Genomic DNA, 13,977 nt, shown 5'->3' with positions numbered 1-13,977 from the left:
ATTACTGAGAACGAGGTGCCCGCTGGCACCTCATTGGACGGATATCGTGCCCAGATGACCTCACGGTTCAGCTTCCGGGTCGATCACCGTGTCGCCATCCTGGTCGCGTGCGCCGCGCTCCTCGCTGTGATAGCTCTCGTTTGCCGTGATCTGCCGACCTCGGACTACCCGCTCGATCTCCGCGTCTACTTGTTGGGCGGGCAGCACGCCTGGCGTGGCGATTCGCTTTACAGCACATCAGTCAGAATCCGACAGTACGGTTTCACCTATCCGCCTTTCGCTGCGGTGCTGTTCTCCGCGCTGTCCCGAATTCCCATGTCCTTTGCGTTTGCCATCGTCACGAGCGTCTCGGTGGTCTGTCTGGGCGTTGTTCTTCGGTTATCGACTGTGCAGTTGCGCAAGGGCGAGAGTCGATTGTCTTCTCGTTCTGCCGCGCTTGTCATTCTGGGTATGGCCGCCTTCGAGCCGGTGCGCACCAACTTGTGGAACGGGCAAATCAACATTGTTCTCGCCGCGTTGATTTTGCTCGACTTGACCGGGGCAGTGCCAGCTCGTTACGCCGGCATGTTGACCGGGCTTGCGACGGCCGTCAAATTGACGCCGGCGATCTTCGTCCTTTACCTGTTCATTCGGGGCCGGCGTGACCAGGCGAAGAACGCCGTCGGCGCGTTCTCGGTGGCGACCCTGACGACCTTTGCGGTCACGCCCAAGAATTCGCTACGTTATTGGACTTCGGAACTCCTGAGCGGTGGAGGCATCGGCGACATCCGACGTGGGCAGAACCACTCGTTGAACGGTCTTGCTCAGCGCAGTCTGCAATCCGGCGCAACGGAAGCGTGGATTGTGCTTGCGGCGTTGGCCGGCCTAGCTGGCCTGCTGCTCGCCACTCGGGTGTCACTATTGGGCCACGAGGTGCTGAGCCTAGGGCTGGTCGGCCTTACCGGGTGCCTCGTGTCGCCAGTGTCGTGGTCACATCATTGGACCTGGTTCATACCATGCTTCGCGGGCGTGATCGGGTGGGCGGCCGACTCGACGTTGGCGGTTCGCTCATGGCTGATTGCTACCGCCACGTACCTTATCGGCGTCAATCTCGTACCGCCTGGGTGGGTCTCGGCACACTCCGTTCCTCGGGCGATCAATAATTATGCGTACCTGGCTATCACGCTCGGCCTATTCGGGCTGTTAGCTTTCAGCATTCGACAGCGCCGCGGCTTCAAAGAATCGGTTATCCAAGACGACTCGCGCGGCGCGTCGCCAACTTCTTGACCCGGGCAGGTTCCCTCGACGTACCTCGTGTGCGCGGCGACGCTGACTCTTCCTCAGGTCAGCTTCGCGGTGACCGAACAGCCTTGGGCAGACTGGCTAGGGACGCCGGCGTCAGCGAGCGCACCCTGACCCGGCTGTTCCTCCGCGCGAAAGGGACGACACCGCTGCGGTACCAACAGGAACTGCGCGTCGAACGCGCGGCACACCTGGCAAGTCAGGGGTGGACGTGGGAGCCGCTGCGCGCGAAGTCGGCTTCGCCGACGCCAGGATGCTGCGCCGGCTACGAGGCGCGACGGCGAGCGGAGTCGACCACCGTCCGCAGACGGCGTCGTGAGGGTGCCGGCGGATCGCCTGGGGACCGCCCACCAGCTGTCGAGGTCTGCTCGCATACGCGCGTGCAGACCTCGACAGCGCGCCGACCACCCCACCGCGCAGGTGGGGAGAGGCGCGGACGTGGCCTGCACTGTTTTCGCTGCCTCGATTCGGGACGAAAGCCATACTGCCGGCAATACCGCAGGTTATTATCGATGGATGTCGAAGGCATGGTGTCGCTGCCTGATGACCTCCTGGCGCAGCTCGACGTGAGCTAGCGCGTCAAGACCCCGCTGACCTTGCCGCGGCGATCGAACAATCCGAGCGTCGCTTCCGCGACGCCGGCAGTTTCGAGTCGGCGGACCTCGTCCGGTCCGATCGTGACGCTCGTCGGTGACGCGCCTGCTCATCGACACATCGGTGTTGATCAAGTGGTTCCACGACGCGGGGGAGAGCGAGCTCGCTGAGGCTCGAGCGATTCGCGGTGCGCACATTCATGGCGACCTCGACGCGCACGTGCTGGATCTGGCGATCTACGAGGTCCGCAACGTTCCTGCGCGGGCTGCGCTCGGCGTTTCGCTGGTAAGCGCAGATCGCAAGCTGCTCGCCGCCGGACTTGCGGAAACACCGGCCACGGTCAACTCGCGGCTGAACCTCAGAGCATGACTGATCTAGGTAACCGTCACTACTGTGTCTGCTGAGCCGACACAAAGCCAAGTTGACATAATGCGCGTTATCGGCGATGTGCGGCGCGAGCGTCGTCATGTCCTCGGATACAGACCGTCGGCGTAGGACGGGCCGTAGTGCGCCTCGACCTGTTCGAGCGTCTGGTCCTGGCGCTCCAGCGCGTGCGCAATGACCGCCCGCCGGTCCATTGCGCCCGGCCGCCAGGTGTCCGGCTCCCACAGCTTGGAGCGCAGGAACGCCTTCGAGCAGTGATGGAAAACCTGCTCGATCTCGACAAGCAACGCCAGCGCCGGCCGGTGGCCGCGGACGACCATGTCGTCGAAGAACGGCGCGTCGCGCAGCAGTCGGGCTCGGCCGTTGATCCGCAGCGTGTCCCCGCGGCCAGGCAGGAAGTAGATCAACCCGACGTGCGGGTTGCTCAGCACGTTGACGAAGCCGTCGGCCCGCCGGTTGCCGGCGCGCTCCGGCAGCGCAATGGTGCGTTCGTCCAGAACGACGGTGAACCCCGCCGGGTCCCCCTTGGGCGACACGTCGCAGGTGCCGTCCGCGGCCGACGTCGCGATCAGGCAGAACGGCGACGCCGCGAGCCACTTGCGATCGAGCTCGTGCAGCCCGCTGCGCTCCTTGGCGAGCGCCGCCTGTGCGGGCACGCCGAGGATCTCGCGCAGCTGCGTCTCGTCGGTGACTTCGGACCACGTCATCGCGACGACACTCTAAGCCCTTCGTCCGTCGGTCCGGCGCGCGCCGCGACGCGGACGCACCGAGGTGGCGGCCAGCACATCGCCCACCGTGCGCTGCCCCAGCACGTCGCGCAGCGCTCGCTCCGCCTGCCGGTCGAGGTCGGTGAGCGCTCGTTGGACGCCACGGCCGATCGGGCAGCTCGGGTTCGGGCCATGCAGGCCCAGCACCGGATCGTCGCCGTTCACGACCGACCAGACCTCATCGAGCGCGACCGAGCCCGCGGCGCGCGCCAACTCCCAGCCGCCGCCGACACCGGGCCGGGAACGGACGATCCCCGCCTCGCGCAACGGCCCCAGCACCCGACGCACGTACACCGGGTTGGCGTTGGCGCTGCGCGACAGCTCGTCGGAGTTGACCAACGTGCCGGGATCGGCGTCAGCCAGGTAGACGAGGACGTGCACGGCCACCGCGAATTGGGTGTTCGTCGGCGCGGGCACGCGTCCATGTTGCCGCACCGCCAGCGCGGCAACGATCGCTGCGCCTATTCGTAGTCAGAGAAGTTGCATTTAGGAGATTCTGACACACTGGCTGTGTCAAGGTACTGACGGTGAGGCGGTCACCATCCACGACTTGGCCAGCCACGCCGCAGCACCCGCCGTCGCGAAAGGGACAGAGCCGATGACCGGCCACACAGTCAAGATCACCGTGCTCGGACCGTGGTCGCTGAAGACCAGCCGCCAGTTCTGGGAAGGCTTCACCCCCGCCGCCCTGCCGCAAAGCCCGCGCGATGACGACCCCGCCCTGCGCACCGTGTTCCGGGTCGACGCCGACTGGTCAGCGGCCACAGCCGAAGTCACCCAGCACGGGCACACCGCGACGATCACCGTCCAAGGCGACGGCGACCTCGACGCCGCGGCAGCGCAGGTCGGGCGCTTCCTGTCGCTGGACATCGACGCGCGGGCGTGGCCGGAGGTCGCGGACCGCGACACCGTCATCGCCGACGCCCAACAGCGGCTGCCCGGGTTACGCCCATGCGGGTTCCACTCGCCGTACGAAGCGGCGGCCTGGTCGGTGCTCTCCCAGCGCGTCCGGATCGTCCAGGCCGCGAAACTTCGCGAACAACTCGTCGCTGACCACGGCGATGGCGGGGCTTTCCCTGCACCGGGCCGGCTGCGCCGGCTCGACCTCGACCTCCCCGGCCGCAAAGCCGAATACCTCCAGGCCGTCGCCGAGGCGGCGCTCGAAGGTCGACTCGACGGCGCCGCCCTGCACGCGGCCGACCCCGAGCGCAGCGTCAACGACCTTCAGTCGATCAAGGGAATCGGACCGTTCGCCGCCGAACTCATCGTGCTTCGGGGCGCGAACTCGCCTGACGCGCTGCCGCGCAACGAACGCCGGCTCGCAGCCGAAGTGGCCCAGCGTTACGGCCCCGACCAGTCGCTCGACGTCATCGCCGAAGCCTGGCGGCCATTTCGCACCTGGGCAGCCGTCCTCCTGCGAGCGCTGCGTGAGCAGCGAACCTGAGGTGCCGGGCGGTCGGGCGCCGGGCGGTCGGAGGAGTGGCCGCCTCGATCGCCTCGTTTCGGGACAGCGCACTCTTGGATAACGTCGACGACGTCACCTCGGCGGCCGACCGGCTGAGCGGCGGCCGACGATGCCGCTCGCCGCCTGTGGACTCGCGCGGAGCGCCAAGCCAGAAGTCGAACGCCACTCCCCTGCGCTCCGGCAGACTATTCGAACGCTTTCGGAGTTATTCGATAACTACGCTGTGTAGTTATCGAACGTGTGAACCTTTCGAACGAACGTGCCGCGAAAAGTGCCCACCACTCCCCTGTGTGCCGCGTCGATTACGACCAACCCGTACCCGCCGCGCGCGACCGCGCAGCGTCATCGGACGCCGAGCAGAATGCGCGGATGATCAGCCGGCCGCAGCCAGCGCAGCAGCCGCACCAGCTGGCTCTTGGCGATCGACACGCAACCCTGGGTCGGTTGTCCGACGGTGACATGCAAGAAGAACGCGCTACCGGCCCCCTGTCGCACTCCCCCGGGCGCGTTGCGGGTGTTGTAATCGATCACCAGAGCGAAATCGTAATAGGGCGTTTCGTAGTAGAGGTGCTCGTTCGGATCGCCGCGGGTGAAGTCGCAGCCGGACGCGCAGCGTTGGCGGGTGTTGTAGAGCGAGCCGGACTGGCTGATCCACCAGTCGTCGGGCGTCGTGCGGGTGTACGGGATCGCTGTGCCCGGGTCGGCGTCGTGCCCGAACGCCTGGGTGAGGGTGAAGCTGCCGATCGGGGTCGCGGTTCGGCTCTCGCTGGGGTGCCGGCTGAGGCCGTCGCTGCCGAGCCACGCCTCGACGGCCGGACCCACCGTGCGCCACTGCCCTGCGGAGCGTCGCCAGGATTGCAAGGTCGCGGTCGTGCTGACGGTGGACGCGGCCGTCACGGTGATCACCTGGCTGGCGTTGCCGGTGCCGAACCGCAGCGGCAGCGCCGTCGCCCGGCCCGCGGTGCTGGACGCCGGCGGCGAGGGTGATTGGCGCGCCGAATGGGATGGCGACGCGGGCGACGGGGAGGCAGCCGACGACGAGCCGCGCGCCGTGGACGGGCCGCCGGCCGCGGTGCGCGCCATGGACGTCGCCCGCGGCGCGGTTGTCGTCGCGCTCGACGCCGACGGGCTCGACGCCGACGGGCTCGACGGGCTCGCTGAACATGCGGTCAAAGCGGCAACCACCGCGACGCCGACGACTCTGACGCCAGCGCCAACGACCTTGACGCAAGCGCCGCGGGCGGTTCGATGTCGCACCCCGTCAGGGTGTCACGTCACCCCGATCAGGATGCGCGGGTGCGCCTTCGGGGTCAGCCAGCGCAGCAGGCTGATCAGCTTCGTCCGCGCGATCGCGACGCACCCGGCAGTCGGCGTGCCGTCGGTGACGTGCAGGAAGAAAGCGCTGCCCCTCCCCTGATGGACGCCGCCCGGCGCGTTGCGGGTGTTGTAGTCGATCACCACCGCGTAGTCGTAATACGGCGTCTCGTAGTAGAGGTGCTCGTTCGGATCGCCGCGGCGGAACGCGCACCCGGACGAGCAACGCTGGTGGGTGTTGTAGAGCCGCCCCGGCTGGCTGATCCACCAGTCGCTCGGCCGGGTCCGCAGGTATGGCAGCGCGGTGCCCGGATCAGCATCTCGGCCGAAGGCGTCCGTGAGGGTGAAGCTGCCGATCGGCGTCGCCGACCGCGTCTCGCTCGGGTGCGCGCTCAGGCCGTCGGCGCCGACGTGCGCGGTGACCGCGCCGCCGTGCTTCTTCCAGCGGCCGGCGCCGGTCTTCGTCCAGGCCTGCAGTTTCGCGGTGGTGCTGCCGGCCGAGCGCGCGACGACCGTGAGCACCCGCGTTGCGCCACCCGTCGGGTACCGCAACGGCAGTGTGCTGCCGCGGGCAGTCTGGTTGGCCGGCTTCGGCGCCGTCGGCGCGGCGGTGCGCTTGGGCGCGGGCTTGGCTGCGGCACGTGGCGCGGCGGACGTCGTCGCAGCAATCTTGGGCGCGGCCGCCAGCGAGCCGCTCGGTCGCGTGGACGACGGCGCAGCCGGCGTGGTGGTCGGCCGGATCGTCCCGCCCGATCGGGGCGCGGAAATCGTCGCAGCGGGCGGCGAAGCAGACGCGGGCGTTGTCGTCGCGATGGACGTCGAGCCGGCGGTGGGCCGCGGCGCCAGATACGCCGGACGCGAGGTGGGCGTCGCCGCCGACGGGCGGCCGGCCGAATCCGCCGCCGGTCTCCTGCTCGCGGCCTGGCTCATCCCGATGGCGACGACCACGCACCCGCCGACCGCAGCCGTCACGACGGCGGTGGAGAGCGCACGTCGAACACTCATGTGGTCAGTGTGCCAGTTGTGACGGATGGGACGAAGCATCTACCCGCCCAGAGCATGGCCGACCTGCCAGACTGCCGCCATGGTTCTCGAGATCGCAGATATCGACGTCAAGCCCGGCGCGGAAGACGACTTCGTCGCCGCCTACCGGTCGGCCCGGCACATCCTGGCCGGCGTGTCCGGCTGCCAATCGGTGCGGATAACCCGCGGCGTCGAGTCGCCATCGCGGTTCGTCCTGCTCGTCGAGTGGGAGTCGATCGAGGCGCACGTGCAGAACTTCCGCAACACCGACCTGTTCGAGCAGTGGCGCGCGGCGATCGGCCCGCACTTCGCGAGCCCGCCGCGTGTCGAGCACTTCGCCGACGTCTGACCCCAACGGGGCTTGCTCACTCCGCGCCGACGACCTCGATCAGGTTCCCCGCCGGGTCGCTGACGGTGGCGGCGTATTCCCCCCGTCGGTACGGCGTCCAGCGGCGCGGCTCGGCATGCGCTGTGCCCCCGGCGGTGGTCGCCGCGGCGAAGAAGGTCTCGACCTGAGCTCTGGACGCGGCGCGCAGCTGGATGTGCAGGCCGAGCGTCGGTGTCGGTCCGCGGATCAGCCAGATCATGGCCGACCCGCCCCAAGGGCCCCACGCGGCGGCCTCCACCTCGGCGCCGCTCTCCTCCTCGTCGACGAGCTCGGCCACCCGAGTGAGGTCCAGCGCGCCGAGCGCGGCGTCGTAGAACGCGGCAGCCTGCGCGAAGTCGGCCGCGGTCAACGTCACATGATCCAGCGCCGTCAGCATGCGTCCGAGCGTAGGGCGACGCGCCAGCGCCGATAGCGTCCATCCAGATCCCCGCCAGACAGCTCCCCGCCAGACAGGAGACGACCGTGCTCGTGCAGCCGGAAGTCGCCGACGCGCTCGCCGCCGGGCAGCCCGTCGTGGCGCTGGAGAGCACGATCATCAGCCACGGCCTCCCCCGGCCGGACAACCTGCGCGTCGCGCGCGAGATCGAGCAGGCGGTCCGCGACGGCGGCGCGGTGCCGGCCACGATCGCGGTCGTCGACGGCCATGCCCGGATCGGTCTGGACGACGACGCGCTCGCCCGGGTCGCCGGCGATCCCGCCGTCGCGAAGGTCAGCGTGCGCGACATCGCGGTGCTTGCGGCGCGCGGGGGCGTGGGCGCGACGACCGTCGCCTCGACGGCGCACCTCGCCGCCGCCGCCGGGATCCGGCTGTTCGCGACCGGCGGCCTCGGCGGCGTCCACCGCGGCGCGCGAGACTCCTGGGACGAGTCGGCTGACCTCACGACGCTGTCCCGGACATCGGTGGCTGTCGTGTGCGCCGGGGTGAAGTCGATCCTGGACATCGGCGCGACGCTGGAGCGGCTCGAGACGCTGAACATCGGTGTGCTCGGCTACCGGACCGACCGCTTCCCGGGCTTCTACCGCCGCGACTCCGGACACGCTGTGCACTGGACGGTGGACTCCCCCGCCGAGATTGCCGCCGTGCTCCGCGCGCAGGACCGGCTCGGCAGCGCCGGGTATGGACTCGTCATCGCCAATCCGGTGGACGCCGCCGACGAGCTGGACGCCGACCTGCACGACAGCACACTGCGGGCCGGCCTGGCCGCCGCCGAGACTGCCGGGGTCCGCGGCAAGGACGTCACGCCGTTCCTGCTGGAGTTTTTTCACCGGAAGACGCACGGCGCGTCGCTCGCCACCAATGTCGCGCTCGTGCTGGCCAACGCCCGGCTTGCCGCGCAGGTGGCGGCGGAGGTCGCCGCGCAGGTGGCTGCGGCCCGCGCGTGACCCGGGTCGTGTGCGTCGGCGACCTGATGGTCGACGTCCTCGTGCGGCTGCCGGGGCCGCTGGCGCCCGGGTCGGACACTCCCGCGCCGGTGACGTTCCAGGGCGGCGGGGCGGCCGCGAACGTCGCCGCCTGGGTAGTCGAAGCGGGCGGGGACGCGACGTTCGTCGGCCGAGTCGGCACCGATCCGGCCGGCGCGGAGGCCGTCGCGGCATTGCGCGCGGCTGGCGTGCGGACGTCGGTCGAGGTCGATCCCGATCGGCCCACTGGCGCCTGCGTGGTGCTCGTGGACCCCGACGGTGAGCGCACGATGATCCCGTCTGCGGGCGCGAACGGCGCTGCTGCGGACACCGCGCTGCTGCCACCCGATGGTGACTGGCTGTACTTATCCGGTTATTCGCTGTTGAACTCTGGGGCTCGGCCGTTCGCGCTCGCGGCGCTGTCGCACGCCCGGGAGCGGCGCTGGTCGATCGCGGTGGACGCTGCCTCTGCCGCGCCGTTGGCCGAGGCGGGCGCCGCCGCGTTCCTCGACTGGGTCGGTCCAGACGTGCTGCTATTGGCCAACCTCGACGAGGCGCTGACGCTGACCGGCAGGGCAGAGGCGGCCGCGGCGGCGCAGGCGCTCGCGGCGCGCAGCGGGCTGGCGGTCGTCAAGCGCGGGGCGGCGGGCGCGGTCTGGTCCGACGGCGCCGGCGTGTGGTCGGCGCCCGCGGCGCCTGCGGACGTCGTCGACACGACGGGCGCCGGCGACGCCTTCGCCGCGGGCTTCCTGGCCGCCGTCGGCGAGGTCGGCGATTGCCTCAAGGCCGCCGCGGCCCTCGCGGCGCGCGCGGTCGCGCAGCTCGGCGCCCGGCCATCGCCGGTGGCACAACCGGCGGCGGCGCAGCCGGCAGCACAGCCGGACCGCTGATCCTCGGCCCAGCGTCGCGCTCGGTGTCGGCGCCAGCCGTCAATATGGTGACGTGACACGTCCGCGCACGGCGCTCGTCGGCCGCGCCGCCGAACTCGCCCAGCTGGTCGCCGTGCTCGACACGGCCGCGCGCGGCGACGCGGGCGCGGTCGTCGTGGGCGGTGACGCCGGCGTCGGCAAGACCAGGCTGCTGCGCGAGCTCACCGACGCCGCCGCCGAGCGCGGGTTCTGCACGCTGATCGGCCACTGCGTCGATCTCGGCGACGCTCCGCCGCCGTACCTGCCGTTCGGCGAGGCGTTCGCTCGCTTGCAGTCGACCGATCCGGAGCTCGTCGCCGAGCTCGCCGCGGAGCAGCCGGCGATCGGCCGGCTGCTGCCCGGCCGAGGCGGGGCCGAGTCTGACGGCCGGGTCGAGCGCGGCACGTTGTTCGAGTCGGTCCTCGGCGCGCTGGCGGCGCTGGCCCGGCGCACGCCTGTGCTGTTGCTGATCGAAGACCTGCACTGGGCCGACCAGGCGACCCGCGACCTCCTTGGGTTCCTGCTCACCCGGCTCGGCGGGGAGCGGCTCGCGGTGATCGCGAGCTTCCGCGCGGACGATCTGCACCGTCGGCATCCGTTACGCAGAGTGCTCGCGGAGTGGAGTCGATTACCACGTGTGACCAGAATTCAGCTGGACCGACTGCCTGCGGACGACGTTCGGCAACTCGTCGGGCTGCTGCGCGCCGGGCCGCTGGCTGAGGTCGACGTCGCCAGCATCGTCAGCCGGGCAGACGGCAACGCCTTCTTCGTCGAAGAGCTCGTCGCCGCGACCGAGCAGTACACCGACGCCCAGCAGCTGCCGTGGCAGCTGGCCGACCTGCTGCTCGTGCGCCTCGACCGGTTGTCCGACGACGCGCGGGCGGTTGTGCGGGTGGCGTCCGTCGGCGGCCGGCGGGTGTCACACGCGATGCTCGCCGAGGTCGTCGGGCTCGCGCCGGAGCGGTTGGACGCCGCGCTGCGCGACGCGATCGACGCGCACGTGTTGGAGACCACGTCGAGCGGCCTGGCTTACACGTTCCGGCACGCGCTGCTGGCCGAGGCTGTGTACGACGATCTGCTGCCCGGCGAGCGGGTGCGGCTGCACACCGCGTACGCCGCGCTGCTCCGCCAGGATGTCGAGCGCAGCCGCGCCGAGCTGGCCAGACACGCCTTCGCCTCGCACGACCTCGTCACCGCCTACGAGGCGAGCGTCGCGGCCGGCGACGAGGCGATGGCGCTTGCCGCGCCGCAGGACGCGCTGCAGCATTACGAGCTCGCCTACGAACTCGCGCCGCGGGCCGGCGTGGCGCCTGCCGACCCGGCAGACCTCGTGCTCGCCATCGTTGAGGCCGCTGAAGGCGCCGGCCGCTGGCAGCGGGGCCTCGACCTCGCCCGGGCGGCCATCCGGACGCTGCCGCCCGACGCGCCCGACCTGGTGCGCGCGAAGCTGTTGTACGGGGCCGTTCGCGCCACGCTGAGCGGCGAGATCGATCAAGACACCCTCGCCGAGAGCGCCGAGGCGGTGCGCCTGACGCCCAGCGAGCCGCCCACCCGGCTGCTCGCGCTGATGCTGGCGCAGCGCTCGCGGGTCGTGCGGATGATGGGCATGGAGGTCGACGGCGAGCGGTTAGCCCGCGAAGCGCTGCGCGTCGCGCGGGTCGTCGGCGATCCAGCCGTCGTCGCCGAGGCAGAGATGACGCTGGCGATGTTCGAGCGGCTCGTCGGCGACCGGGACGAGGCGGCGCGGTTGCTCGAGGAGGTCGCCGCGCGGGCCCGGGCGGCCGGCGACCACGGCACGGAGATGCGCAGCCGCTTCAGCCTGGCCAGTCAGCGGCACGACACCGGCGACCTGCCGGCCGCGCTGGAGGACTTCGACTGGATCGTGCGGCGCGCCGCCGAGCTGGGCCGGCCGTGGGAGGCCTTCGCGGTGGTCGCCCGGTCGATGTCGGGCCTCGTGCACTACACCAGCGGCGACTGGGACGCCGCCCGAGCGGCGGTGCGGCACGAGGGCGACCGTCCGCCGGAGCTGGCCGCGGCGGTGCTCGAGTCCGTCGATCTGCAGGTGCGGGCCGGCCGCGGAGACCTCGCAGCCGCCGACCTCGCGCTCGCGCTGCGGCCCTACTGGGTGCGCGAGGGTCGTATCGCGCTGTATTCGGTGATGGCCGCGCTCGAGGTCTACGAGCAGACAGGTGACGTCGAGGCCGCCCGGCGGGTGCTCGACGACCTCGTGGCCGTCCTCACCCGGATCTGGCTGACCGAGTGGAACCTGGTGCGGGTAGAGCTGTCCGCCCGGCTGCTGGCGGTGCTGAACACCGCTGCGGCACACGCGTCGGCGGCTGATCACGCACAGCTCGCCGCCACCGGCGCCCGGTACGCGCAGGACGCGCGCACGACGGTGGAGCGGGCGGTGCCACCCGGGCGGCAGCTCGGCCCAGAAGGGCTGGCGTGGTTGCAGCGCCTCGACGCCGAGCAGGCCCGGCTGCGCTGGCTGACCGGCGTCGACCCGCCGCCGGCTGAGGAGCTCGTGGGCCTCTGGCGACGTTCGGTCGAGCTGTTCGACTACGGCAACCTCCGCCAGGTGACCACCTCTCGCGCGCGGCTCGCCGCGGTGCTGCGCGCGGTCGGCCGGCCCGGCGAGGCGGCCGAGCAGGCACGCCTCGCGCTGCCCGCGGCCCGCTCGATGGGCGCTGGGCCGCTCGTCGCGGAACTCGCCGCGCTGGCCGGCGGCCGCGACTCGGCCGCCGGCAAGGACGGCCGGCAGGCGCGCGGCGGCCTCGGCGCGCTGACCGACCGCGAGCGGGACGTGCTCGCCCTCGTCGTCCAAGGCCGGAGCAACCGGCAGATCGCGGCCCAGCTGTACATCACCGCGAAGACGGCCAGCGTGCACGTGTCGAACATCATGGCCAAGCTGGGCGTGCGCAGCCGCGGCGAGGCGGCCGCGGTCGCGCGAGGCATGACGGGTAGCGCGGGTGTGACCGACGCTGACCGCTGACGGTCGGCTGACTGCTGACGGTCGGCTGAACCCGCTGACGGTCGGCTGACCGGCTGTCAGCTCAGCGGCGGGCCACCGACGCCCAGACCAGCTTGCCTTGCGCGGTGGACCGCACACCCCATTCCTCGGCAAGCACGCTGACGATGGCCAGGCCGCGACCGGCGACGTCGGTGTGCGCGGCTTCGCGTCGGTGCGGCCTCCCGGGCGCGTCGTCCTCCACGCCGACGACGATTGCGTCGAGGCCGATCTCGAGGCGCGCTGTCACGAGACTGCCGCCGGCTCGGACGGCGTTGGTCGCCAATTCGCTGACAATCAGCCGCACGTCCTCGACCAAGCCGGACGAAGCGGCGGGCGCCCGCACCGCGAGCCGGTCGACGACCCAGCTGCGCAGCGCCGCCACGCTCTCCGGCACGCATGGCCGGGTGATCGCTTCACCGGCGTCCGCGCGCAGCCCACCGTTCACGTCATCTTTAATCGGCGCCGACGCCGCGGTTGTCACGGGACTTTGGGCCCGGATCGGCCGCAACAGCGGAGAAGTCGTTTACTCTGCGTGCGCAATGCCTACCAGATCGTGATCAACAGTGGTGCGTTCGCCCCAACGTTGGACGGCGAGGCGCCAAGCTGCGCGGGCGCCGGCGACGCCCCAGGCGCAGGCAGCGAGCAACGCCGTGGCGACGATGCCGTCCAGCCACCAGTGATTGCCGGTCGACACGACGACGAACACCGTCATCGCCGAGTGCGCCGGCCCGAGCCAGCGCCACCGGCTCTCGGCGATGCGCCAGGTGTACCAGCCGACGAGCACGGCCCACGCCACGTGCACCGACGGCATCGCCGACAGCTGGTCGAACGGCGAGCCTTCGGCGTACACCGACTGGCCGTACGCCATGGCGGTGTCGACGATGCCGAGGCCGGACGTCAGGCGCGGCGGCGAGACGGGCACCAGTTGCACGACCAGGCAGGCGAGCGTCGTCCACGCCATCACCTGGCGCACCGGCCGGTACCGGTCGCGATGCCGGACGAACAGCCAGATGAGGAAGACGAACATCATCGTGAAGTGCATGGTGTCGTAGTAGAGGTTGACGCCTTGCACGATCAGCGGGTGTCCGAGGATCAACCGCTGCACGCCGTGTTCGGACGGCAGGAACACGTCGTGCTCGAATCGCGCGATCCAACGCCCGCGCCGAAAGGCGCCGTCGACGTTGACGGTCGACAGGTCGCCAGCCAGTTGCCACAGCCCGTACAGCACCGCGATCACGGCGGTTTCGCGGGCAAACGCGCCGGCCGCCCGCAACCGGCGGTCGCGGGCGAGCGCGAGCGCCGAGCCGACGACGGCCAGCCCGGCGGCGAGTTCGCCGCTGTGCTGCCACGACAGCGAGACGGTCTGCACGTCGCCAATTTAGGCCAGCGGCCAGCGCGCGCGGCTGAGGAACTGCAGCTGGCCGTCCGCCTGCGCCTGCTGC

At 70.9% G+C, this 13,977-nt stretch carries 15 protein-coding genes and 1 pseudogene; 9 read left to right on the top strand and 7 right to left on the bottom strand.

Annotated features, from left to right (window positions below; genetic code table 11):
- The first annotated feature begins 54 nt into the window (after positions 1-54).
- The 3 genes and pseudogenes from ACFFBG_RS03715 (at position 55) to ACFFBG_RS03705 (ending at position 2,244) form a co-directional block, all read left to right on the top strand.
- Positions 55-1,266 (top strand): glycosyltransferase 87 family protein, encoded by a 1,212-nt coding sequence (locus ACFFBG_RS03715; protein ID WP_375475702.1) that lies wholly within the window; start codon positions 55-57, stop codon positions 1,264-1,266.
- 83 nt (positions 1,267-1,349) lie between these two features.
- A pseudogene (locus tag ACFFBG_RS03710) lies at positions 1,350-1,600 on the top strand (helix-turn-helix domain-containing protein); the annotation flags it as partial.
- Between the two features lie 371 nt (positions 1,601-1,971).
- Positions 1,972-2,244 carry a hypothetical protein gene (locus tag ACFFBG_RS03705; RefSeq protein ID WP_375475700.1) on the top strand — a complete coding sequence of 91 codons (273 nt, stop codon included), beginning with the start codon at positions 1,972-1,974 and terminating at the stop codon, positions 2,242-2,244.
- 95 nt (positions 2,245-2,339) lie between these two features.
- Here the strand turns inward: ACFFBG_RS03705 and ACFFBG_RS03700 are convergent, their stop codons facing one another.
- Positions 2,340-2,966, bottom strand: a complete 627-nt coding sequence (locus ACFFBG_RS03700; protein ID WP_375475698.1) for an MSMEG_1061 family FMN-dependent PPOX-type flavoprotein — start codon at positions 2,964-2,966, stop codon at positions 2,340-2,342.
- A 12-nt stretch (positions 2,967-2,978) separates the two neighbouring features.
- Positions 2,979-3,443 (bottom strand): Rrf2 family transcriptional regulator, encoded by a 465-nt coding sequence (locus ACFFBG_RS03695; protein WP_375475696.1) that lies wholly within the window; start codon positions 3,441-3,443, stop codon positions 2,979-2,981.
- A gap of 181 nt (positions 3,444-3,624) precedes the next feature.
- On the opposite strand from ACFFBG_RS03695, the gene ACFFBG_RS03690 reads away from it, so the two are divergent.
- The gene (locus ACFFBG_RS03690; protein ID WP_375475694.1) at positions 3,625-4,470 is read left to right on the top strand and encodes a DNA-3-methyladenine glycosylase family protein; all 846 of its coding nucleotides are present in this window, start codon (positions 3,625-3,627) and stop codon (positions 4,468-4,470) included.
- A gap of 363 nt (positions 4,471-4,833) precedes the next feature.
- On the opposite strand, the gene ACFFBG_RS03685 is transcribed toward ACFFBG_RS03690, so the two are convergent.
- Together ACFFBG_RS03685 and ACFFBG_RS03680 are read right to left on the bottom strand one after the other, a co-directional pair.
- Positions 4,834-5,574 (bottom strand): L,D-transpeptidase, encoded by a 741-nt coding sequence (locus ACFFBG_RS03685; protein ID WP_375475693.1) that lies wholly within the window; start codon positions 5,572-5,574, stop codon positions 4,834-4,836.
- A 186-nt stretch (positions 5,575-5,760) separates the two neighbouring features.
- Positions 5,761-6,327: a L,D-transpeptidase gene (locus ACFFBG_RS03680; RefSeq protein ID WP_375475691.1), complete on the bottom strand. Its 567-nt coding sequence runs from the start codon at positions 6,325-6,327 to the stop codon at positions 5,761-5,763.
- Between ACFFBG_RS03680 and ACFFBG_RS03675 the strand changes: the two genes are divergently transcribed.
- Together ACFFBG_RS03675 and ACFFBG_RS03670 are read left to right on the top strand one after the other, a co-directional pair.
- Positions 6,320-6,832 (top strand): hypothetical protein, encoded by a 513-nt coding sequence (locus ACFFBG_RS03675; RefSeq protein WP_375475689.1) that lies wholly within the window; start codon positions 6,320-6,322, stop codon positions 6,830-6,832. The two genes, ACFFBG_RS03680 and ACFFBG_RS03675, sit on opposite strands and share 8 nt — an antisense overlap.
- Before the next feature lie 57 nt (positions 6,833-6,889).
- Positions 6,890-7,177 carry an antibiotic biosynthesis monooxygenase family protein gene (locus tag ACFFBG_RS03670; protein WP_375475687.1) on the top strand — a complete coding sequence of 96 codons (288 nt, stop codon included), beginning with the start codon at positions 6,890-6,892 and terminating at the stop codon, positions 7,175-7,177.
- A 16-nt stretch (positions 7,178-7,193) separates the two neighbouring features.
- Here ACFFBG_RS03670 and ACFFBG_RS03665 read toward each other — a convergent pair whose 3' ends face one another.
- Positions 7,194-7,592 carry a VOC family protein gene (locus tag ACFFBG_RS03665; protein ID WP_375475685.1) on the bottom strand — a complete coding sequence of 133 codons (399 nt, stop codon included), beginning with the start codon at positions 7,590-7,592 and terminating at the stop codon, positions 7,194-7,196.
- An 86-nt stretch (positions 7,593-7,678) separates the two neighbouring features.
- Here ACFFBG_RS03665 and ACFFBG_RS03660 point away from each other — a divergent pair, with 86 nt between their 5' ends.
- From ACFFBG_RS03660 to ACFFBG_RS03650, 3 genes are read left to right on the top strand one after another with little or no spacing between them, the layout of a single operon-like run.
- Positions 7,679-8,599 (top strand): pseudouridine-5'-phosphate glycosidase, encoded by a 921-nt coding sequence (locus ACFFBG_RS03660; RefSeq protein ID WP_375475683.1) that lies wholly within the window; start codon positions 7,679-7,681, stop codon positions 8,597-8,599.
- Positions 8,596-9,507: a carbohydrate kinase family protein gene (locus ACFFBG_RS03655; RefSeq protein ID WP_375475681.1), complete on the top strand. Its 912-nt coding sequence runs from the start codon at positions 8,596-8,598 to the stop codon at positions 9,505-9,507. Before ACFFBG_RS03660 ends, ACFFBG_RS03655 begins: the two co-directional genes overlap by 4 nt.
- 52 nt (positions 9,508-9,559) lie before the next feature.
- A complete protein-coding gene (locus ACFFBG_RS03650; RefSeq protein WP_375475679.1) occupies positions 9,560-12,517 on the top strand; it encodes an AAA family ATPase in 2,958 nt (985 codons plus the stop codon).
- A 61-nt stretch (positions 12,518-12,578) separates the two neighbouring features.
- On the opposite strand, the gene ACFFBG_RS03645 is transcribed toward ACFFBG_RS03650, so the two are convergent.
- A complete protein-coding gene (locus ACFFBG_RS03645) occupies positions 12,579-12,980 on the bottom strand; it encodes an ATP-binding protein (protein WP_375475677.1) in 402 nt (133 codons plus the stop codon).
- A 78-nt stretch (positions 12,981-13,058) separates the two neighbouring features.
- The gene (locus ACFFBG_RS03640; protein ID WP_375475675.1) at positions 13,059-13,904 is read right to left on the bottom strand and encodes a phosphatase PAP2 family protein; all 846 of its coding nucleotides are present in this window, start codon (positions 13,902-13,904) and stop codon (positions 13,059-13,061) included.
- Between the last annotated feature and the right edge of the window lie 73 nt (positions 13,905-13,977).

It is taken from the genome of uncultured Jatrophihabitans sp. (assembly GCF_964251945.1).
Lineage (GTDB): Bacteria > Actinomycetota > Actinomycetes > Mycobacteriales > Jatrophihabitantaceae > Jatrophihabitans.
The sequence above is the reverse complement of the archived record's forward strand: the minus strand, read 5'-3'. Positions and strand labels throughout refer to the sequence as shown.

Coding starts and splice junctions, on each gene's coding strand:
- ACFFBG_RS03715 (WP_375475702.1), top strand. CDS start 55: ATGACCTCACGGTTCAGCTTCCGGGTCGATCACCGTGTCGCCATCCTG.
- ACFFBG_RS03700 (WP_375475698.1), bottom strand. CDS start 2,966: ATGACGTGGTCCGAAGTCACCGACGAGACGCAGCTGCGCGAGATCCTC.
- ACFFBG_RS03690 (WP_375475694.1), top strand. CDS start 3,625: ATGACCGGCCACACAGTCAAGATCACCGTGCTCGGACCGTGGTCGCTG.
- ACFFBG_RS03685 (WP_375475693.1), bottom strand. CDS start 5,574: ATGGCGCGCACCGCGGCCGGCGGCCCGTCCACGGCGCGCGGCTCGTCG.
- ACFFBG_RS03670 (WP_375475687.1), top strand. CDS start 6,890: ATGGTTCTCGAGATCGCAGATATCGACGTCAAGCCCGGCGCGGAAGAC.
- ACFFBG_RS03665 (WP_375475685.1), bottom strand. CDS start 7,592: ATGCTGACGGCGCTGGATCATGTGACGTTGACCGCGGCCGACTTCGCG.